The organism is Niallia sp. FSL W8-0177 (assembly GCF_038006285.1).
GTDB classification, from domain to species: Bacteria; Bacillota; Bacilli; order Bacillales; family Cytobacillaceae; genus Niallia; species Niallia circulans_A.
The window spans coordinates 129543-152858 of sequence record NZ_JBBOUX010000002.1 but is presented as its reverse complement, the minus strand read 5'-3'; the positions used below and the strand labels follow the sequence as shown (position 1 = coordinate 152858).

General features: G+C 33.1%; 14 protein-coding genes and 1 pseudogene. 4 read left to right on the top strand and 11 right to left on the bottom strand.

What is annotated here, in order from left to right:
* Window positions 1–81 precede the first annotated feature (81 nt).
* The 6 genes from NST77_RS25145 to NST77_RS25120 form a co-directional block, all read right to left on the bottom strand.
* Window positions 82–1296 carry a replication initiation protein gene (locus NST77_RS25145; RefSeq protein WP_341123851.1) on the bottom strand — a complete coding sequence of 405 codons (1215 nt, stop codon included), beginning with the start codon at window positions 1294–1296 and terminating at the stop codon, window positions 82–84.
* Between the two features lie 1445 nt (window positions 1297–2741).
* Entirely contained in the window at window positions 2742–2963 is a 222-nt protein-coding gene (locus tag NST77_RS25140; RefSeq protein WP_016205245.1) for a hypothetical protein, read from the bottom strand.
* Window positions 2964–3130: 167 nt separating this feature from the next.
* Window positions 3131–3298: a hypothetical protein gene (locus NST77_RS25135; RefSeq protein WP_341123850.1), complete on the bottom strand. Its 168-nt coding sequence runs from the start codon at window positions 3296–3298 to the stop codon at window positions 3131–3133.
* Between the two features lie 109 nt (window positions 3299–3407).
* Window positions 3408–3824 carry a hypothetical protein gene (locus NST77_RS25130; RefSeq protein WP_341123849.1) on the bottom strand — a complete coding sequence of 139 codons (417 nt, stop codon included), beginning with the start codon at window positions 3822–3824 and terminating at the stop codon, window positions 3408–3410.
* The gene (locus NST77_RS25125) at window positions 3824–4354 is read right to left on the bottom strand and encodes a hypothetical protein (RefSeq protein ID WP_144545589.1); all 531 of its coding nucleotides are present in this window, start codon (window positions 4352–4354) and stop codon (window positions 3824–3826) included. Before NST77_RS25125 ends, NST77_RS25130 begins: the two co-directional genes overlap by 1 nt.
* A gap of 518 nt (window positions 4355–4872) precedes the next feature.
* Window positions 4873–5547: an SOS response-associated peptidase gene (locus NST77_RS25120; RefSeq protein WP_341123848.1), complete on the bottom strand. Its 675-nt coding sequence runs from the start codon at window positions 5545–5547 to the stop codon at window positions 4873–4875.
* Between the two features lie 1009 nt (window positions 5548–6556).
* Here NST77_RS25120 and NST77_RS25115 point away from each other — a divergent pair.
* Window positions 6557–7792: an IS110 family transposase gene (locus NST77_RS25115; protein WP_095322885.1), complete on the top strand. Its 1236-nt coding sequence runs from the start codon at window positions 6557–6559 to the stop codon at window positions 7790–7792.
* Between the two features lie 308 nt (window positions 7793–8100).
* Here NST77_RS25115 and NST77_RS25110 read toward each other — a convergent pair whose 3' ends face one another.
* From NST77_RS25110 to NST77_RS25095, 4 genes and pseudogenes are all read right to left on the bottom strand, one after another.
* Window positions 8101–9174 (bottom strand): Ger(x)C family spore germination protein, encoded by a 1074-nt coding sequence (locus tag NST77_RS25110; RefSeq protein ID WP_163187436.1) that lies wholly within the window; start codon window positions 9172–9174, stop codon window positions 8101–8103.
* Window positions 9161–10216: a GerAB/ArcD/ProY family transporter gene (locus NST77_RS25105; protein WP_163187470.1), complete on the bottom strand. Its 1056-nt coding sequence runs from the start codon at window positions 10214–10216 to the stop codon at window positions 9161–9163. The genes NST77_RS25110 and NST77_RS25105 overlap by 14 nt, the downstream gene beginning before the upstream one ends.
* A gap of 20 nt (window positions 10217–10236) precedes the next feature.
* The gene (locus NST77_RS25100) at window positions 10237–11562 is read right to left on the bottom strand and encodes a spore germination protein (protein ID WP_163187434.1); all 1326 of its coding nucleotides are present in this window, start codon (window positions 11560–11562) and stop codon (window positions 10237–10239) included.
* Window positions 11563–12384: 822 nt separating this feature from the next.
* Window positions 12385–13647 (bottom strand): annotated as a pseudogene (locus NST77_RS25095) (IS110 family transposase).
* Between the two features lie 346 nt (window positions 13648–13993).
* Here NST77_RS25095 and NST77_RS25090 point away from each other — a divergent pair.
* Genes NST77_RS25090 through NST77_RS25080 form a run of 3 tightly spaced genes read left to right on the top strand, consistent with a single transcriptional unit; the run spans window position 13994 to window position 18714 of the window.
* Window positions 13994–14563, top strand: coding sequence for a recombinase family protein (locus tag NST77_RS25090; RefSeq protein ID WP_000668444.1), 570 nt, complete (start codon window positions 13994–13996; stop codon window positions 14561–14563).
* A gap of 1 nt (window position 14564) precedes the next feature.
* Window positions 14565–17513 carry a Tn3 family transposase gene (locus NST77_RS25085; protein ID WP_163187432.1) on the top strand — a complete coding sequence of 983 codons (2949 nt, stop codon included), beginning with the start codon at window positions 14565–14567 and terminating at the stop codon, window positions 17511–17513.
* Between the two features lie 10 nt (window positions 17514–17523).
* Window positions 17524–18714, top strand: a complete 1191-nt coding sequence (locus tag NST77_RS25080) for an IS110 family transposase (protein ID WP_341123895.1) — start codon at window positions 17524–17526, stop codon at window positions 18712–18714.
* Between the two features lie 327 nt (window positions 18715–19041).
* Here the strand turns inward: NST77_RS25080 and NST77_RS25075 are convergent, their stop codons facing one another.
* Complete coding sequence (locus NST77_RS25075; RefSeq protein ID WP_341123847.1) at window positions 19042–23151, bottom strand: PKD domain-containing protein; 4110 nt, start codon at window positions 23149–23151, stop codon at window positions 19042–19044.
* Between the last annotated feature and the right edge of the window lie 165 nt (window positions 23152–23316).

Genomic DNA, 23316 nt, shown 5'->3' with positions numbered 1-23316 from the left:
AAAAAAGACTACCCCAAATATAAGGTAACTTTGATTTACCTTCATATTTGGGGTAGTCCCATTGAGTTATTTTTTGTTATGTTATCTATTATATCGTTTCTGTAATTGTTCATCTTTTTTGGTTTTAATTTGATACATAATAATTGTTTTATATTTTTCCCATAATTCACTTGCAACTTTTTCACTAACGTTCATGAACTTCATGAAAAATGGAATTACTTCTTTTTCTAGAAAATAATCTGGAATTAATTCCTTACCAGGCGCATATTTTGCAACGATGTTTTGACGAGCAAGATTTAATAGAGATTCATCTATTTCATTTATATCATCTATTATTTCTTTGCTAGTATTTTCCACTTTTCCTATATCAGGATCAACTTCTTTATTTTCATACTTACTTTTTAACACTTTTGATATGTAATTCTCATAATTTTCAATGTCTCTATGCTTTATTTCTTCCAAAACTTCTAAAATTAATTCTATTCCATACTTTTTCCAGGATAGAATTTTCTTATCAGAAATATCGATGCCATGAATATATAGAGATTTCTTTACTGATTCAACAAATTCCTGTGATTCTTTGGAAAGAGGAGTTTGTTGTTTAGGACTTTTTTTATGAATATTAAAATCTATTGCTACTGTTTTTCTACCTTGTTTGACTTCTTTAAAAGAAAAATATAATTCTCCAGTTGCTTCTAACTCTTTTTTGGCAACATTTAATATTCGTTGTTTGAAATTCCCGTATACAGGATACTTATCCCCTACTCCAATCATCCTTTTAAGTTCATCTAGCTCTATTGTTCTTTTTCCAATTTTCTCATACTGTTTTAACAGTTCATAAACTCTCACTGTATATCCACTTTTTAATTTTTTTATATCATCAAAAGAATATCCTGTAAATCTACTGTCTAAGCTAATTAAATAATCTTTAATTATTGGATTAAAAGAAACATGAACAGTACCATTATCATATATAATAGCGCTAAACCATGGAAACCATCCCATTTTATCATTAGACGAGCGAATCTTTATTCTTTTTCTTGTTAGATCATCAGCTAACTCTTTTATCTGACTATGATAATTATTTCCTTTAACATTCATGACTTCTGCAAATTCTTTAACAGTAATTGTATAGTCTGGAAATTGGGAATCATTTTTCTTAATTTTACTAGCAACATATCGAATAAACTTATGCTCTAAAGTGGTTAATTCATTATCATAATAAGCCTCTATTAAATCATTAGACTGGATGATTAGATCATTTACTTTAAATTCAACTTGCTTTGTTTCTATCAAACTATCACCTACTAACAAGTTTGTAATCTTAAACAAATTATGACATTATTTTCAGAGAAAAGAAAGTGAAATATAACAAAAGATTATTAACTGTTATATTTCAGAATATTCTAATCAATAAGATCTTCTACTTTCTAAAGCCTATCCCAAATATGTTATAGTTCTGCTTATCTCAAAGATAACACTATCCCAAATATGTTATAGTTCCGCTTATCTCAAAGATAACACTATCCCAAATATGTTATAGTTCCGCTTATCTCAAAGATAACACTATCCCAAATATGTTATAGTTCCGCTTTTTTTCAAAGATAACACTATCCCAAATATGTTATAGTTCCGCTTTTTTTCAAAGATAACACTATCCCAAATATGTTATAGTTCCGCTTATCTCAAAGATAACACTATCCCAAATATGTTATAGTTCCGCTTATCTCAAAGATAACACTATCCCAAATATGTTATAGTTCCGCTTTTTTTCAAAGATAACACTATCCCAAATATGTTATAGTTCCGCTTATCTCAAAGATAACACTATCCCAAATATGTTATAGTTTCGCTTTTTTTCAAAGATAACACTATCCCAAATATGTTATAGTTCCGCTTATCTCAAAGATAACACTATCCCAAATATGTTATAGTTTCGCTTTTTCTATATATAACCCTACCCCAGATATGTTATAGTTCACTTATCAAAAGATAACACTATCCCAAATATGTTATAGTTCCTTCATTCCAAAAGACATTACATCCAAAAAATTTTATAGTTCAATTATTAAAAGAAAAAACATCCCAAATATGTTATAATTCAAAATCTGAAAAAAGATAACATATTTGGGATGTTTTTTAGTAGTAATTTTTAAGAGTGTATTAAATATATTTTTTAATAAAAAATATATGCATATCATTATGATTTTAAAGATCCTCTGACTCGAGTAATTTAAGAAATGCAATTTATAAAAGATGTCTTTAAATTATCAACTAAATGTAACGTGCTTAAATATCATTTGTTCATTTGATCCCAAAATTGTTATACTTTATCCCAAAAACGTTATTTTTTATCCCAAATATGATATATTTACTATCATTAAACACAGATATATCAAGGGTTCATCAGATACCTAAAATATTAAAACTATAAAACTAAGGTAACTACATATCCTAAAAATGTTATATTTTATCCCAAAAATGTTACATTTTCACCCTAAATTTGCTATATTTCGTCCCAAAATTGCTATATTTCATCCTAAAAATGTTATATTTTATCCCAATTTTGCTATAATTGTCTACTATTAACCTATTAGTACCAAGGGTTTAAAGCTACGATAAAATATTAAAACATCTAAAACTATTAAAAATAAGTTAAAATATTAAAACTAGAAAGCTAGATAATTTATATATAATAAAGAGTATAGATAAATTATATTATCCATACCCTTTATTTAGTACTAATATTGTTTAATATAAATTATTTTAAAAGACACCTCTTTTAATTTAGCAATAATACTATCAATTTTATTTTTTGTATTCTCAAAATCCCTAGTAGGGTATTCTTTAAAAAAACCATGAGCCATTACCCATACCTTGTTTTCATAACCATAAATGTCAACTTTATTAGTCCAACCATCATTATTTTCAATATCTTCTAATTCTACATGTTTTAATAACATCTTATTTCCTCCAATATAGATTTAGTGTCAAGTATGTGTTCTAGATACTCTCTAACTTACAAAATAGCTGTTATTTGCGCTTCTGTTATAAGAGAAAGGTTTCTTATCTAAAATGTATAATAATTGTTCTAAAAGGATTTTCTCCCCTCTAATGCAATCCTGCTAGTTTACCAGTTTATAATATCAAGTATGATTTTTTTAATGCCTTCTGAGTCCACTTTAGAACATATAATTTCTTGATTCTCTAAAATAAATCTAATGTTTCCTTTTTTTTCGATTATATAATCCCATCCACGTTTATTAAGTATGTCAATTAAATCTTCAATTCTATTCATAAAACTTTTCCCCGTTTTTCTTTTCAATATTAAAAAGAGCAACATTAAATATTTTCATTAAGAAACCACTACTAGTGATATAATAGTAATAGTGGTTTCTCCCTTTTCCTTATTGGATATTATTGAATAACCTAACAATGTTCACATTCTTAACATTTATATTTAAAATATGAAACATACTATAGTTTACCTTGATAATTCTCTTTGCATGGTCCTCGTTAGCAGCCAAAATATCTGTAGTTATATATCTTTCTTGCTCATTAAATTTAAGTAGAACCGACACGAGAAAATGTTTCTTAATTGTTTTTTGGCCATGATAAATTTCTAATGAATTATCAACGAATAATACATCTTCTGTTTTTATTATTTTTGGTATATTGCCTTTTTGAGATATTTTAATAAAAGCGGGTTCATCTTTTATAAGATGATATACAGAAATATTGCCCTTTTCTTCTATTTTTCCGTCAATCAATAATATATTTTCACGAATTTGATAGAAATGTTTACTAGTATAAAAATCAACCATTATGCTAATTCCTCCTCAAATGAAAAAAGATCGTAAGTGGTTGGAATAATATATTCAACCAATTCTTCGATCCTTTTTAACCCGCTTATTAATTTTAAGCTTGTATTCTTTTTACTTCTCAATTGGAACACTACAGTATTATTAGTAACAATTATATTTATACTGTTTTTTTGATAGAAACCCCTTGTGTCAATAGTAATTATAGATGGATTATTATCTAAAAGTGATAGCCAATCATTAGAGTTTTTCCCTTCCTCACTTAACATATACTCAATACAGGTAATTGTAGTATTTAAAGTTCCTAATGAAAGGTCAAACATATAAGCAAAGCTCATAGTATTATTACCATTAAAATACACTCTATATCCCTTTTCTCTTTGATTAGAATGTCCTTTAAATGGTTCAATACGAAAAACTATATCTTCAAAATACCATTCCAATCCATCTTTTTTACTTGAAAATCCTATACCCTTTAATAAGCTTTCTAACTTTGTAGGTTCTAGAGGACAAAAGCATGTGATTTTATACATATGTAATCCTCCTACAGACATTAGAATCAAATAATTTAGTCGTCGTCAAAACCTTTCCCTCCTAGTATTTTGTTTCATTTCTATTAATTTTCTTTACTGTCGTTTACTTTTTTCATAAAAAAAAGCCTTCAGGACAGTTAATAGCACAGCTGCTATTAAAACTGAACCCAAAGGCTCTACATTTACTAAGTAAAAGAAAAATCCAAAATAGAAAAATAATCTGATTTAATTTTAACTTTTTATCCTATTATTTTCAATAGTTTCAGAAGATATCGTCAGTTATTCGAGCAGGACAGTCTGTTTACAAACAAAAAAGTGAAATATACTTTTATACTTGAAGATACATCACAGTCATAGATTTCTATAATTTCCAGATACATAATTCATAACTAATGTTCCAGCAGCATCTATTTTAAAATTCGACTCTAGAATCGTTATATTCGAATAGATCTAAACTTGAACAAAAAGTCACTGTCGTCAATAAATGCTTTTAAACCACTATAAGTATTTGTTGTTTTCTAACAAATTTGCTGAATTAAGCTAGGTGAATTGTTTTTTGGAGAATTAACATCATTTGAAACTTCAAAAGCCTCCATTTGTTCAAAGTCAAAGGGAACAAGTAATTTACTTAACGAGTTAGTATCGGTATTTGTTGGATTTAGCCAGAATTGTTCATCTTCAGGTTTTAATATGACTGGCATTCTATCATGTATTTCAGTCATTAGCTTATTTGGTTGAGTGGTAATTACAGAACATGAGTATACCATTTCTCCTTCTGGGGATTTCCAAGATTCCCATAAGCCAGCCATACCAAATGGTTGATTATTTTTAAATTTTATACGCATAGGAATTTTACGTTCATTTGTACGTTTCCATTCATAGAAAGAATCAGCAAGGATCAAACAGCGTTTCTTTTTATAGGCATTACGAAAACTTGGCTTTTCGGCAATTGTTTCTGAACGAGCGTTAATCATTTTATAACCGATTTTCATATCTTTAGACCAGGAAGGAATTAATCCCCAACGTAAATATCCAAGACGATTCTTTTCACCATCATTGATCACAGAAAGTACGGATTGAGAGGGAGCTACATTATAGTTTGGGTTATAATGGGATTCTTCAATTGCTGAGTCGATATTAAAGCGGTCAATAATTGTTCCAAAGTCGGTAAATAAAGTAAAGCGACCACACATGCTATCACCTGCTTTTTAGGTTAAGTGTAGCAAAGTAGAATACGGAAAACAAACGAGTAGTAACTTATCGTCAAGTACGATAACTACTACGTATTATTATATTATTAATAATACGAAATCAGCCTTTAAAAAAATAACGCGCTACCTTCAGGCTGCGCGTTTATAAATATAACTACTATCCCTACTATTTTTCTCTTTATATTTTTTTCTTGTTCCCTTTTAATAACTAAACGCAATTAAAAATTTCTACCCGACTTTTTTGAAATAACTTTAAATTTTTCTTTCAGTCTTCTATTTGATAACCTATGAGATATTTTTTGATAACGGCAATTCTTTTATATTTGACCATAAAACTTCAATTGTTTTTTTTCCATTAGCAGCATTAAAGGTGATTTTATTTATATAAGTGAGTTTAACTAGATGCTTCTCAGTATAAAAGGTAGATGTTTTGTAAACAAGAGAGTGTTTATTATTTTTAGATTTTTTTATTAGCAAAATTATCATCCTTTATTTTTTTCTTAATTTTATTAAGAAAAGTGAGGTTGAAATGATAATTTTGACAATGAATTTTTCATTTACTTTTTCTCCAATTGTATAGAGATAATAAATACGTTTTTTTTTTTTTACATAAAAAACAAGAACCATCCTACGATATATTGTAGGATGGATTATTTAAAGTGGTTAATTTTGTATCACTATAATTATTCTTATCTTCGAATTTGATAATAAAGTTGTTTGACTATTAATAAACTAACGCACCCGTCGTATTATAAGGTCAGCCAGAGAATTCTGGTTGACTATTTTTTATTCAATTTATAGATTGATAGTAGCCGGGGAAGAACGGACGCACCCGTGGGACTTGATCCCGACAACTAAACTGTTCCCCTCTACTTGTTAACACATGATTAGGCTGGTTGGGACATGATGATCCCGTATAACAAGCGAAGATATGAATGACAAGCTAGATAGAGGTTACCGGTCAATCCACTACACTAGGAGGAGATAATTTATGAATCCAGTTGTTGGTCTGGATGTCGCTAAAGGTGAAAGTCAGGTTCAAATGTTCTTGGATAAAAAAATGCCCTATAAAAATAGTGTGAAAGTTGAACATACGGTGGATGGTTTAAAAGAGTTATACTCTTATTTACTAGATTTAGAGCATCAAACAGGGATGAAACCACCAGTTGTCTTGGAATCAACGGGTCACTATCATGCCCCAGTTGTACAGTTTTTAGAAGCAAGAGAGTACATTGTCATTATCGTAAATCCATTGGTATCTTACCGAGCAAAAAGTTCTAGTTTAAGAAAAACTAAAACAGATGCCATTGATGCTTATCACTTAGGCGAACTGTATTACAAAGAGGATTTAGAGCCGCAGAAAAAGCGTGGTGTTCAGTTATTAAACCTTCGGCATCTGACAAGACAACATGAAAATATGACGGGAATTATGGTTCAAACAAAGCTTCAATTTCAATCTGTATTAGATCAAGTATTTCCAGAGTATAAAGGCGTTTTTGGCGATCTGTATGCCGAGGTTTCATTAAGAACTTTACAAACTTTCCCTACCTCGGAGACTGTCTTAAAAACTTGTGTGGAGGAAATTGCACAATTTATTGATAGGCATTGTAAAGCAAGATCGTTTAATTGGGCGCTTGAAAAAGCAGAGGGATTAATCGCAGCTGCAGAACGCAACCCATTTCAGTCAACGCGTTATCAAAGCCTTCTTGTCAGTCTGAATATGTATATTGATTTACTTCAAGTGTACCACCAACAGCTTTCTACGTTGGAGCGTGAGATTGATCAGTTAGCAGTACAGCTCGAAGAATATGAACTACTCCAAACAATTCCCGGTGTAGGCGAAAAAATCGCTGCAACGATTATTTCTGAAATCGGGGAAATTGATCGGTTTAGTCATCCCAAAAAGTTAGTTGCCTTTGCAGGACTTGATCCTAGTGTATTTGAATCAGGTCGCTTTAAAGGCACGAAGAATCATATTACTAAACGAGGCTCTGCAAGGCTTCGCCACATGCTTTTTACAGCAGTTCGGTGTTCCATTCGAGATAGTCGTAAAAAGAAAACAACTGAAGAAACCATTGCACGAAATATGCGATTACGTGCCTTCTACGATTTAAAACGTGAAGAAGGTAAGCCTTATAAAGTAGCCATTATTGCATGTGCTAATAAGCTTTTACACTGGATTTATGCGATGTTAAAAACGAAAACACCATTCCAAGAAACTATTTAGTAACAACATTTTCCTATACAACTAAAACCTTCCAAATTGAATCAGGAGGGTTATTTGAGTTGTGCATTTTTAGTATAGCATTTAGTAATTATAAATTTAAAATATATTTATTGACAAACTATTAGCTGGTTTTGTTTAAGTACATTGTTTCACATAATTCACAAAGAAAGCCGGTTTTCTTATCGAAAAACAGCTTTTTATTATCTATTTATTTTTTCAATTGTTATATTCAAGATAACTGCTGAGATAACATAAATTTGATTCATAAAATCCAATCCAGTTACAAAAATGGATATAGATATAATTCTTTAAGTTGTTTTCAGATAACCTTCATTTTGAATGTCTATTTTAACATTAATATTAATCTTCATGTTTTTAAAGTAATCTGACCTCCAGTTTTTTAATTCATCACGAGGGATTTGATTTCTAAAAAACTGACCCATTCCGAATACATCAGCCTCATTCTCTTGAAGTTTTGTAAATAATTTATTATACCTCTCAGAGATTAGAGTATTAATTTCCTCTTTAATTAAATTCAAACTGGGTTCTCCTTTTGTTTCCAATATCACAACTCTCATTTTTATTAGACTTTCCATATGTGCATCATTATTCACTAGTCTTCCTATATTGTCAGTTTTAGAACCCAGTAGCATGACTGTAGCATGTTCCATTACTTCCATTTTTCCATTACCACTCTCCCCTTTAAAAACATTGTACAGCAGGGTTTCGTTTGAACTGATTTGCTCGACCATTTTTCCTCTTTTTAATATGGCAGAACCGATTTGATCCATAGTCGTATCTTTTCCCGAACGAATCAAAGGTATAGCCACATCATGTGTATAAGAATGTATGCCTCGGAAGACCTCCCAAACTCTTGTAAGGGCAATGTCAGGATTCCAGCCTGCATTTTTTTCGAAATAGTTATAAGTGCTGAGCCCTTTTTTTTCGGCATTAATTTTAATGTTATTGAAAAATTCTTGAAGATCCTCATCACATATTGCAACTAAAGCTTTTGGGGAAACGTCTCTTGAACGCATAAATCCTGCAATTATATCGTTTATTCCATCCTCAGCAGTTTCTTTCTCAATAAAGATTAGCTTTACATGCAATAAATACACATCGCTCTCCATATTTCTACTAATTGTATCCACTGCTTTTGAGACCGTTTCAGCTTTAGCAGATACAATTTTCGTTTCCATACTACCATCTATAGGCTCTGGTATATTCAGGATCACCAAATATTGGTCGTCAACTTTCTTAACACCTATCGACACTGGTAGTAGACGATGATTTATATCCTTAATATCCCAACAACCGCTCAATATCAACATAGTTAAAAGACTACAAATTAAATAAATGACTTTTTTATTAGATAGTTTCATTTGTATCCTTCCTCTTTAATCTTCTTCCAATATAGTAAATAGAAAGAGGTACAACAATTATAACGTATGACCTTAAAAGAGAATTCATAAAAAGGATATTTTCAACATCCTTCCAGTCTGGAATCCAAAAGCAAACGAAAAAGATTGCTACAGACAAACCGAACAATAGGTAGCTAGGTCTACTTTTAGGAATGTAATAGTTGATTATTCGAATTGCTTTCCACATTAAGAGAGAGAGATACAAAATAATAAAAGCAATAAGGCTTAAAAGAAAAAACATTGTAACTCGATCAAACATTAACCAATCAATATTTATAGAATCCACAATAAGTACAAAAGGAAGAAATGCTTTTGATGCAGTCGCTTGTCCCAAAGTAAGAATTGGAATGTATACTGAAAAGAGAAAGAAAGGAATAAGAAATATCGCAGACAAAATAACATATTTTCTTTCATAAGAGAAAAATGGTTGTACAAATCCAAGAAAGAGAAACCCACCGGCGAATGCAAAATAACTCTCGAAGTAAGCAGGCTTACTAATGAATCCTAAGTCTGTGTCAAAAGGTATGGCATATCTCCAATCAACATTCTGAAATGACATGATTAAGACAAACAATAATATTGGAAAAAATAATATAAATAATAAAAATGCAGTTCGTAAAATGGCTTCGATACCTTTAGATGAAATGTATGCAGAAACAGACAACAATAATAGTATAATTGTCCATAATGGGGTATGGGATAAAAATACCAAGGTTACGATTTCTGCGTATGCTCTGACCGTTATAATAATGGCCATGATTAGATAAAGTAAAACGGGAGCAAAAAATAAAAAAGTTACCCTTTTTTTGCTTTTCGAAAATATACTTAAAATATCCTTTTTTGGAAAAAAGCTGAGACCTTTCATATAAGTCAACAAACATACAAAATGTACAATAATCCCTATTAGAATTGGGAACCAATGGCCTTGTTCTGTACTAGCAATAATATCAGCTGGAAACATAAAAAAAATTAGTCCCAGATGACAAAGCACATACATTATCATAACATGTAGACTTCTTACCACTATTGTTCCTTCCTTCCTATATTTAAATAGAGATAGGACTTGCCAAAGGTAGTTAAACTTGCCAAATAAGAACTAATAAAAACTAGACCTACTACTAATCCTAAAACTCCAAATAGTGAAGAAAGAATTACATTAATATATTTAAATGATCTGATTGAAAGCGAGCTTTGAGCCCCCACAAGGGTTGAGTTAGCAATTGTTGTTGCTGCAAGAATGATGATTAAGAGATTGCTGACTAATTTAGCTTCTACAACTGCTTGTCCTAATATAATTCCTCCAACCATTGTAATTGTGGGACCTACTGATTTTGGAAGCCTTATGCTTGCTTCTAATATCAGTTCTAGAACAACCAACATGATTATAACTTCAACAAGTGCTGGATAAGGAACCCCTTCTCGACTTTGAGCTACAGAAAGTGCAAGCTCTATCTGTAACGCTTCCGGATTTACAGCAACAAGAGCAACATACATTCCTGGACTTATTAGAGCAATTAATGCACCAATTACTCGGAGGCAACTGATAGTTATCATAATGGGAAATGGAAAATTACGATCACTCTCAACAATAAACATATCCCAAAGGAGATTAGGCAGTATTAAAGCAAAAGGTAATTGATCAACTAATATAACAACTCTTCCCTTTTTAAGAAATTGTGATGCATGAAAAGGAAGTTCTGTCGTATTAAATTTTGAAACTGTATCCCAAGATGAAAACCCCAGCATTTTTGACATGCTTTGTAAGTTACTGATATCCATACTCTTATTCTTTTCAATAAGACTATTTATATTTTCAACAAGTTCTTTATCCACTAGACCATTAATAAATAGTAAAGAAATTTTTGTCTTCTGATTTTTCCCTGTTGTGAAGGAATGAACAAGAAGTTTATTTGAAGTAAGTTGTTTACGAAGGAGTCCAATATTTGTGTCAATATCTTCTGTGAAGGAGTTTGAAGGTCCTTGAATTACACTTTCATTTGATGGAACTTCAATTGAACGATTTAACCCCTTAGGAACAGGTTCGTAAATAATAAACTTTTTTGTATGTTCTATATATATAATAAGTTTACCTTCAAGGACTGATGTAATAGCCTTTTTTGTATCGTCTTCAAAAAGTTCACCCATTAAAATAAATATAGATTCTGATGTTTTCCCTTGAGAAATTAAACCCTCTGACTGTTTTTGAAGAATTGTTTTTGTTTTTGTCATATCTACTAAAGTAGATAGTCCTAGTAACAAAACTTCCTTTTTTAAAAGGTAATCACGTTTTATAAAAAAGTCATCATTACCCCCTAACGCTTTTTTAATATCTAAAACTATTTGTTCCATAACATTTTTCCTTTCATTTCCTATATGTTTAATTTGCACTTAATTTTATATAATTATTCAGGGGGAAAATTGATACTGGAACAATTTATATAACTTCTAAATGTTTAAGAAAATAAAAGGAAGTGAATGAACGCAAATTGGGAATACGAACTATTGTCCTTAGAAGAAAAAATTAAGATACAGAAATCTGGAAAAGTTGAAGTGTAGAAGTTTAGGATGAAGAGGAATACAATATTATTGTTTATAAACAGTTTGAAATAATTTTTATAATAAAAGTACATACCAGCTAAGTTACGGAATTTTTGAATAGCCACACAAATATCCCCATTTCAGGTGGGAACGAGGAATTTGTGTGAACAATCTTGATGATTGGGATTTGTTTTTATTAATAGCGCTATTCAACTAAACTCCCTCTATAAAAGAAGGGAAAACGCCGGATTACTCTTGTTTTCTTAGATTTTCATAGTTATTTACCTGTCGGTAAATGTCCTTATAGCTGGAGGATTCTCACTTGAAAGGATATATTTGGACTCTGAGAGAAAAAAGAGCTATAACCCATCAACCACCTTCTTACAACCATTGGTGGATGAGTAAAAATATGATTGCACTGGTGGATCTCCACATTTCTCATGGAGGTCAACCCTCCCATATCTCACAGAGTCTTCGCTCCAAAATTCCTTCGTCCAACCTTTCCATGAGGTGGATGTCAGTCATGCTGCCCGACAGGGTCCTTGCCCGTATTTTAGTTGTTTTACTGACTAATCCGTGCTTCAAATGTTTAAAACAATTAACCTACTAAATAATTTCAATCAAGAAAAGAAATTAAGCTGCTACCTGTAATACGTCCATATGAGGAATGTCCGATAACATGCGTTCTTCACTAAATTCGCACTGCTTTTTACCGATGGTAAATAAAATACGTATGAGCTTATTACATATTGCAATTCAATTAGAGATTGCATCTTCTTCAAAGGATTATTTGGACGCTTTGTAAAATACTCATGTAATGCTTTAAAAGCGGTATTTTTAGCGACCAAAGGCATTGCAACTCGAAAGAGGAGAGCTCTTAATGTCTTCCTACCTCTCTTGGTAATTTAGGTTTGTCCTTTATGCTTACCAGATGTATTTTCCTTAAGACTAAGCCCAGCTAGTTTGATAATCTGCCTTGGGTGGGAATAGTAACTTAGGTCTCCTACCTCTGAAAAAAAGCCTGCAACCGTGTCTTTCCCTATTCCCTTAATAGCCAACATTTGTTCAACACCTGGAATTTGTTCAAGAAGTTTATCTATGTTAGATTCCAGTTCTTCGAACTTTTCTTTTATTAGTTCATATTTGTCTATTAACGTGCGAAGCTCTAACTTAGCCATATCAGAACCTTCCCTAATACCAATTGAAGCAACTGCAATCTTCTTTAGTTCTTTTATTTTACTGAGTCCCACTGCACGTTTAACAGCTTTTCGAAGATGTACTAGTATCTCCTGTTCGGAGAGAGCTACTAACTCATGTGGCAATAAATTTAGTTTTAGTAATTGTATAGCAGATTTACCTTCCCAATCCTTAAAAGACGGTAAGAAACTCTGGAAAATAGCGGTCTATCCAATTATGGACTTGCCCTTGAACTGCTTGAAGATCAACAGATAGAAGATCACGTATTTTTCTAGCCACACGAAGTTCTGCATATCTCCCGTCTTTGACCAACTGTGCGATAACTCTTGCATCCTTTACATCATTTTTAGTTGGAGAATTATCATCTAACTCTTTACTTTTCTTTACATGCAAAGGATTTACAACTACAAACTTGATATTTTTCGCCTTAAGGAAGTGAGCTAAATTCAGCCAATAGTGACCTGTCGGCTCCATTCCTACGATCACTTTTTCCATATTGTTTTGATTCATTAACTTTTTTATCCACTCTAAGAAACAGTTAAAACTAGAATCTGTATTTTCAAAGTATAAAGGTGCTGAAAATTCTAAACCTCTAAAGTCTTGGGCTCTTGCCACATGCTTGTATTTAGCAATATCAACACCTATAATTAATGTTTGAGAAGTAATTTGAGCAATCTTTTCATTTTGGTTATAATTCATTTGAATAGCCTCCTGGTATATGTGTTTGTTGTCCTTTTTGCCGCCAGGCTTTGGACATTCATATCATACCAAGGGGCTTTTTTATGTTCAAACCTCATATTTCTTCATTACAGGAATGCTGCCCGTTAGTGTAAGTACACCTTTTCACAATCTCCTATATCCATTTCCTCTATATAAAAAAATACCAAAAACGACCGTTTTTGGTTGTAGAAAAGAGATTATCTAAAAATATTCAAAAACTACTTAAAACACATAACCAAAAATATAACCAAAATCAAATTACTAATATATCTATTTAAATACCCTTTATGGTATAGTAAATGTATTAAGTAAGGGGGGATTTGTGTTGAAATTTGGATATGCACGGGTAAGTACGCAAGATCAGTCATTGTCATTACAACTGGATGCTTTGAACCATTATGAAGTGGAACAGATTTTTGAAGAAAAAGAATCAGGTAAGAGGAAAAACCGGCCTCAATTGGACGAGCTACTTAAAGTTCTGCGTAAGGGCGACACAGTAGTTGTCTACAAATTAGATCGTATCAGTCGAAGTACCAAACATTTAATTGAACTCATGGAGCAGTTTGAAGCTAAGGGAATTCATTTCGTGTCTATTCAAGATAAAATTGACACAACAACAGCTATGGGGCGATTCTTTTTCAGAATGTTAGCCAGCATAGCCGAATTAGAACGGGACATCATTAGTGAACGAACTAAAGATGGACTGGTAGCTGCTAGAGCTAGGGGAAGAAATGGAGGTAGACCGAAGGTTGAACCTAAAAAAATCATGCTTGCCATGAAGATGTATGAAAGTAAAGACTACTCCTTATCTCAAATTAAAGAAGCCACAGGAATAGGAGCAACAACGTTATATCGTTACTTAGGAACAAAAGAAAAATCTGGCAAGGAGGTATAACATGAGAGGGAAAGAGCTGTTAACCTCCGATCAGCGAAATATGTTTGTGTCTATTCCTGATGATATGAATGAGCATGACATAGAAATGCACTATACTTTTACCTCAGAAGATCTTGGATTTATTAATAAGCACCGAAGAGACCATAATCGCTTAGGGGTTGCTTTACAGCTCGCTGTCCTTCGGTATCCAGGTTGGACTTTATTTCAGATTAAAGACATTCCCAGCCCAATACTCGATTATATTGCAAAACAAATTGATGTCTCCCCTCAAGAATATACCCAGTATGCAAAACGGGTAGCAACTCGAAATGAACATCTAGAGGAACTTCGGCAACATTATGGCTACCAAAACTTATCCTTTGGGGCATATCGAATAATTGCACAATTTACTCTTAAACTTGCTCTTGAGAACGGAAATACAGACTACTTGATTCGCTCAACAATTGAAGAATTGCGAAGACAAAAAGTAATTTTGCCAGCACTGACAACAATAGAAAGGATTGTATGGGAAGCTCGTCAACGGGCAGAAGAACGAATTTTTAAATCTATCATCTCTACATTAAGTGAATCTCAAAAACAAAAGTTAGATCACTTACTTGATGCAAGTTCCACCAATTCAAAGACACCCCTTGCTTGGTTGCGAGAAGTTCCCGGTCAATCTTCTCCAGATGCCTTCTTAAAGGTTATAAAACGTCTTCAAGTCATACGAACTTTGCAACTTAATGTGGATATTAAAGAAATTCATCCAAATAGGGTCTTACAGCTAGCACGATTGGGTTCCAAATATGAACCCCGTTCATTCCGTAGATTTAAAGAGAATAAGAAATTTGCGCTTTTAGTTTTACACCTCCTACAACTTAGCCAAAACCTTACTGATCATGCCTTTGAGATACATGATCGGCAAATTAGCCTATTGTTATCAAAAGGACGTAAAGCTCAAGAAGAGATTCAGAGGTTAAATGGTAAATCAGTTAATGAAAAGGTTATTCACTTTGCAGATTTGGGAACAGCATTGATTCAAGCAAAAGAACAAGGGAAGGACCCATTTGAAGCCTTAGAAGCTATTATGCCTTGGGAGGACTTCGTAAACTCAATAGAAGAGGCGAAGCAATTATCACGCCCTATGGATTACGATTACTTAGACTTACTAAAATTTCGCTTTAACTACTTACGTAAATATACTCCAACATTGTTAGAAGCCCTAGAATTCACTTCTACAAAATCAGGAGAGCCATTGCTTCAAGCTATTGAGACCATTAAAGAGATGAACAAAAATAATAAACGAAAAATTCCAGAAGGAGCTCCTTTGGACTTTATCTCGAATCGCTGGCAAAAGCACGTTTATGATGATGATGGTAATATAAATCGCCAATATTATGAGATGTCTGTTCTTACCGAGTTAAGAAATCTTGTACGCTCAGGTAACGTTTCTATTAAAGGAAGTCGTCAGCATCAAGATTTTGATAATTATTTAGTGACAAAAGAAGCATGGGAGCAAAACAAGCACCTTAATGGACTTACCGCACCACCTTCTGTTGATGAATACTTAAAATTGAAAATAGATGCATTACATGATCGGCTTGAATGGATTAAAGCGAATATCACAGAATTAGATGGGGTTAATTTTGAAGACGGACGGCTGCATCTCCATCGTTTGGAGAAAAACGTTCCAGAAACAGCACGAGAATATAGTTTATCTCTATATCAACTGATACCTCGTGTGAAGTTGACAGATTTGCTTATGGAAGTAGCAAGTTGGACGGGATTCGAAAAGCAGTTCCTCCATGCTTCTACGCTGAATCCACCGAAAGAAGAAGAAAAGCCTGCGATCATGGCAGCGATTATGGCTATGGGAACAAACATCGGTCTTACTAAGATGGCAGAAGCGACACAAGGGGTTTCTTACCGGCAAATGTCCACAGCCTCACAGTGGCGTTTATATGAAGATGCTATGAATAAAGCACAAGCCGTTATGGTGAATTTTCAACACCAGTTAAACTTGTCGTCGTACTGGGGCGATGGTACAACTTCTTCTTCAGATGGAATGCGTGTTCAAGTAGGAGTTTCATCCTTACACGCTGATGCAAATCCACATTACGGCACAGGGAAAGGAACAACCATTTATCGGTTTGTTAGTGACCAATTTTCTAGCTTCTATACGAAAGTGATTAATACAAACGCAAGAGACGCTGTTCATGTTATAGATGGTTTATTGCATCATGAAACCGACTTGCATATTGAAGAACATTATACAGATACGGCTGGTTATACGGATCAAGTATTCGGATTAACTAATTTGTTAGGATTTCGATTTGCCCCAAGACTACGAGACCTTGCAGATTCAAAACTTTATTCATTTGAAAAGCCAGACCAATATCCAGAAATGGAGAAGTTGCTTCGTGGAAGAATTAACACCAAGATCATTCAGGAAAATTATGATGATGTATTAAGGTTGGCACATTCCATTCGTAAAGGAACGGTCTCTGCTTCTCTCATTATGGGGAAATTAGGTTCTTATTCTCGTCAAAATAGCCTTGCGACAACTTTAAGAGAGATGGGTCGCATAGATAAAACCTTGTTTATATTAGATTATATTTCTAGCGAAACATTGCGTCGGCGAATTCAACGTGGATTAAATAAAGGAGAAGCTATGAATGCATTGGCACGAGCTATTTTCTTTGGGAAACATGGGGAACTTAGAGAAAGAGCATTACAAGATCAATTACAGCGTGCCAGCGCCTTAAACTTAATTATTAATGCTATTAGTATTTGGAATACCGTGTATCTATCACAAGCAATTGAACATTTTAAAAATACAGGAAAGTATCAAGAGGAATTGCTCCCGCACATATCACCATTAGGATGGGAACATATAAACTTTCTAGGAGAATATTCATTTATACCTGAGATTTTGAACTCAATACATTCCCTAAGTCCACTTAGGATATAAAAAAACCCTAATTTTTCTGCTTAGCGTAGAAAAATTAGGGTTTTCATATCCAAAAAATGTCTTAGCGTATAATATCCGCGTTTTGTCGGCAGTACCCCATTTACTAGATTTAGAGCATCAAACAGGGATGAAACCACCAGTTGTCTTGGAATCAACGGGTCACTATCATGCCCCAGTTGTACAGTTTTTAGAAGCAAGAGAGTACATTGTCATTATCGTAAATCCATTGGTATCTTACCGAGCAAAAAGTTCTAGTTTAAGAAAAACTAAAACAGATGCCATTGATGCTTATCACTTAGGCGAACTGTATTACAAAGAGGATTTAGAGCCGCAGAAAAAGCGTGGTGTTCAGTTATTAAACCTTCGGCATCTGACAAGACAACATGAAAATATGACGGGAATTATGGTTCAAACAAAGCTTCAATTTCAATCTGTATTAGATCAAGTATTTCCAGAGTATAAAGGCGTTTTTGGCGATCTGTATGCCGAGGTTTCATTAAGAACTTTACAAACTTTCCCTACCTCGGAGACTGTCTTAAAAACTTGTGTGGAGGAAATTGCACAATTTATTGATAGGCATTGTAAAGCAAGATCGTTTAATTGGGCGCTTGAAAAAGCAGAGGGATTAATCGCAGCTGCAGAACGCAACCCATTTCAGTCAACGCGTTATCAAAGCCTTCTTGTCAGTCTGAATATGTATATTGATTTACTTCAAGTGTACCACCAACAGCTTTCTACGTTGGAGCGTGAGATTGATCAGTTAGCAGTACAGCTCGAAGAATATGAACTACTCCAAACAATTCCCGGTGTAGGCGAAAAAATCGCTGCAACGATTATTTCTGAAATCGGGGAAATTGATCGGTTTAGTCATCCCAAAAAGTTAGTTGCCTTTGCAGGACTTGATCCTAGTGTATTTGAATCAGGTCGCTTTAAAGGCACGAAGAATCATATTACTAAACGAGGCTCTGCAAGGCTTCGCCACATGCTTTTTACAGCAGTTCGGTGTTCCATTCGAGATAGTCGTAAAAAGAAAACAACTGAAGAAACCATTGCACGAAATATGCGATTACGTGCCTTCTACGATTTAAAACGTGAAGAAGGTAAGCCTTATAAAGTAGCCATTATTGCATGTGCTAATAAGCTTTTACACTGGATTTATGCGATGTTAAAAACGAAAACACCATTCCAAGAAACTATTTAGTAACAACATTTTCCTATACAACTAAAACCTTCCAAATTGAATCAGGAGGGTTATTTGAGTTGTGCATTTTTAGTATAGCATTTAGTAATTATAAATTTAAAATATATTTATTGACAAACTATTAGCTGGTTTAGTTCTAGAAGAGCTGGCAAGATTACGATGAATACTATTCATTTTTAAATAACTTTATTGTTTATTAAACAACTATATAGTTTTTTAAAGGGACATTATTATTCGTAAGCACCAATATAAATAAAAAAACCAGTATTAACAATAGTTTGTTAATACTGGTATTATGACATGCCATACTATAATTGACCACATTAATTAAAATTTGCGATGATATTTAGATGAGTTAAATGCGTCATCAATTATATTTATTTTAACGGTATCCTTTTTAATTACTCCATTCTTATACTTTACTTCAAATTCAAATTTAGCTTCTCCTACTTTCAACATAGTTGGATAGTACTGATGTTTTTCTTCATAAAGCGAACCATTATACAATATATTAGTTTCTTTATTTAAATCAACAGGAGAGGTAGTATTTTTGTTATCCATTTGAACCGCGGATAAAGTACTCTTTACATAAATAGTTTCATAAGGTGAAGTATCTGCTTCAAGTAAAAACTTTTCACCACTAAAAAATTTATCTAGTGTATTTCCAAGTTTCTCATGCTTTTTCTTCCAATCGGCTGTATGATTTACATGTCCTTTTATGATTAGTGGTTTAGCATAAAAGGATATATCTACAGTCGTTTTATCATGGCCATCATCCACTTCGGTAGTAAAATCATATTTCCCTACGTCCGGAACAAAAACATAACAAACCTCTTCACCAGAGTTAATATTTGATTTTGTTAAAACGGTTTGTTTATTCCCATAATCCTTTTTTAAAAATAATTTAACTGCCATTGGTTGTTTATCTAAATCAATTACTTTTATACAAACATTTACGGTATCACCTTCATATACATCCTTTGGTGTATATGTAAGAGTAACTTGTGGTGGTCTATTGGTAATCTTTAGAGTTTTCTCTTTTGTACCTGTAGCTCCATCATCATCTGTAACAGTTAATTTTATTTTATAATCTCCCACCTTAGTGAAAATATTTTTAGGATTTTTTTCAGTCGAGAATTTGGTCCAAGTCGTTTTATTTGGTTCCTGATATTCCCATATATTTGTTAATGGATCACCGTCTGTATCAAATGACTTGTTAGTGAAAGAGACAGTGGTATCATTATAAATGGTTGTTGGGTTCCAAGTAAAATCCGCAACAGGTGCTCGATTTTTAACAGTAACATTTTTAGTCACGTTGTGACTAGCTTCTCCGTCTGAAACCGTTAATCGGACTTTCCAAACCCCTTTCTTATTTAAAGTGTAAGAAGGGTCCTTAGAAGTAGAAATAGTACTCCAGGTAGATTCATTTGGCTTCTGAGCTTCCCATTTAAACGTTAGAGAATCTTTATCAGCATCCGTAGACTTATTAGTAAAAGAAACGGACGTATCATTATAGATAGAACTAGGACTCCAAGTAAAATCTGCTACAGGTATCCTGTTTTGAACAGTAATGTTTTTAATCACATTATGACTAGCTTCTCCGTCTGAAACTGTTAATCGGACTTTCCAAACCCCTTTCTCATTTAAAGTGTAAGAAGGGTCCTTAGAAGTAGAAATAGTACTCCAGGTAGATTCATTTGGCTTCTGAGCTTCCCATTTAAACGTTAGAGAATCTTTATCAGCATCCGTAGATTTATTAGTAAAAGAAACGGACGTATCATTATAGATAGTACTAGGACTCCAAGTGAAATCTGCTACAGGTATCCTGTTTTGAACAGTAATGTTTTTAGTCACATTATGACTAGCTTCTCCGTCTGAAACCGTTAATCGAACTTTCCAAACCCCTTTCTTATTTAAAGTGTAAGAAGGGTCCTTAGAAGAAGAGATGGTACTCCAAGTAGACTCATTTGGCTTTTGAGTTTCCCACTTATACGTTAAAGAATCTTTATCAGCATCGGTAGACTTATTAGTAAAAGAAACGGACGTATCATTATAGATGGTACTAGGATTCCATATAAAGTCAGCAACCGGAGTTCTATTCTGCACAGTAACATTTTTAGTTACGTTGTGACTAGCTTCCCCATCTGAGACAGTTAAACGAACTTTCCAAACCCCCTTTTTATTTAGAGTATAAGAAGGTTCTTTTGAAGTCGAAATACTACTCCAAGTAGTCTCATTAGGTTTCTGAGTTTCCCACTTATACGTTAGAGAGTCACCGTCAACATCTGAAGATTTATTACTGAAGGAAACAGAAGTATCATTATAAATGGTACTAGGACTCCAGGTGAAATCAGCATTCGGCGCTCTGTTTTTTACACTAATATTTTTAGTCACATTATTGCTAGCTTCCCCATCGGAAACAGTTAGACGTACTTTCCAAATCCCCTTTTTATTTAGGGTATAAGAGGGATTTTTAGAAGTCGAAATCGTACTCCAATTAGTGTCATCAGGCTTTTGAGTTTCCCACTTATACGTTAGAGAGTCACCGTCAGCATCTGAAGATTTATTACTGAAGGAAACAGAAGTATCATTGTAAATGGTACTAGGACTCCAAGAAAAATCGGCAGCTGGTGCTCTATTCTGTACAGTAATATTTTTAGTTACATTATGGCTTGCCTCTCCATCTGAGACAGTTAAACGAACTTTCCAAACCCCCTTTTTATTCAAAGTATAAGGAGGGTCTTTAGAAGTAGAAAATGTACTCCAGGTAGTCTCGTTAGGCTTTTGAGTTTCCCACTTATACGTTAATGAGTCACCGTCTACATCTGAAGATTTATTACTGAAAGAAACAGAAGTATCATTGTAAATGGTACCAGGATTCCAAGTGAAATCAGCTATTGGAGGTCTATTAATAACATATAAGGCATGACCGACAACACTTTCATCTTCTCCATCAGAAACAGTGAGTTTAAAGGTATAGTCTCCCTTTCCTATAGTGAAACTTGACGGCGTTTTTGCAGTAGACACAGTCACATAATTACTATCTGCGCTGCCATATGGTTTTCTTTCCCAGCGATATGTTAAAGAATCTCCGTCAGGATCTGAAGAACTATTAACCATCTTGATTGGTGTATCATTATAAATAGTATTGGAAGGATCCCATTCCCATTTTGCAACAGGAGGCCGGTTATTTACATATAAAGCATGTCCAGCTTCTGCCTCTTCTTTTCCATCAGAAACTACTAATTTAAAGGTATACTTTCCTTTTGCAATCTTAAAGCTAGATGGCGTTTTAGCAGTTGATATTTGAACATAATTACTATCAGCTGATCCATATGGTTTCCTGTACCATTTGTAAGTTAAAGGGTCGCCATCGGGATCAGAAGAATTGTTTATCATTTTGACAGTTGTATCATTATAGACGTTATTGGAAGGATCCCATTCCCATTTTGCAATAGGAGGTCTATTTGGTTGAAATGATAATTTAGCTTGATCTCCTTTAAAAGTAAAATATGCGGTATTTGCCCATTTGGTTTTATTACTATCATGTGGACTTCTAACTCCATACCAAACAGCTGTTTGAGATTCTTCAAAATCGACTTTTGTATAAGTTTTCCCTTGAGTGAAGTATCTGTTATTACCTAATTCATCAATGACAGAGGGTGCACTTTCTCTAGGGGTTTTCCTTCGTAATACACCTTCTGCATTCATTTCTAAGGTATTAGTATTGGTACCACTTGAAAGCGATAACTTTCCTCCCTCATATGCTTTATTACTAAATTCGAAAGGAAGAATAAGTGGCGTATACACAATTTGATTTTGTACTTTTTTAACGATAAATAAATCCCAATTAGCTTTTTCTTTTCTATTGAAAAGCTCTTCTAAGGGTAAATAAGCATTAAAACTTACATCTTGATATTTCATATTGCAATCATCGTTCCATCTATTTGTTGCACTCGATGGACATTGGTTCCATATGCCAGCCCCTTGATTATTATATTCTAGATCCTCGGTTGCATCTAAACTTCCTTGAACTGTTTTATAAATTTTTACTGTGCCGATACCACTATCACCAGATGATTTTCTAGCAACTATATACGTATCTTGGTTAGAAGAGGTATGTTCACGATGTCCAAATAATACTGACCAACCCGAAAATCTAATATATTTTTGACTACCTTTCCCAAAATTTTTTGTTATAACTTGATAACCATTTGTAACAAACTTGTCTGAATATACATCGTAAACTATTTTTCTTCCACTAGTCATAGTGAAATCTTTTGATCCCATTAGGTTATTCCAATTATTCTTAACCGTTGATGAAACATTATATATATCTTCATCACCAGTACTTGCGTGAGCATGATGCTCTTGAATAAAAAGTAAAAATAAAAAAAATAAAATAGGAATCAGAAAAAAAATCTTTGCATTTCTCATTTAAATCCCGCTTTCTATTCTTTGTAAAAAAATTAACATTTCACCTCCTAATAACAAAAAACGACCCAAAACTAAAGCAGTTTATTAAACTACTTCGTCTTGGGTCGTTCCCATTTAATATAAAAGTTTATATAAAATATTTTAAAGCAAATTAAATGGGGAATC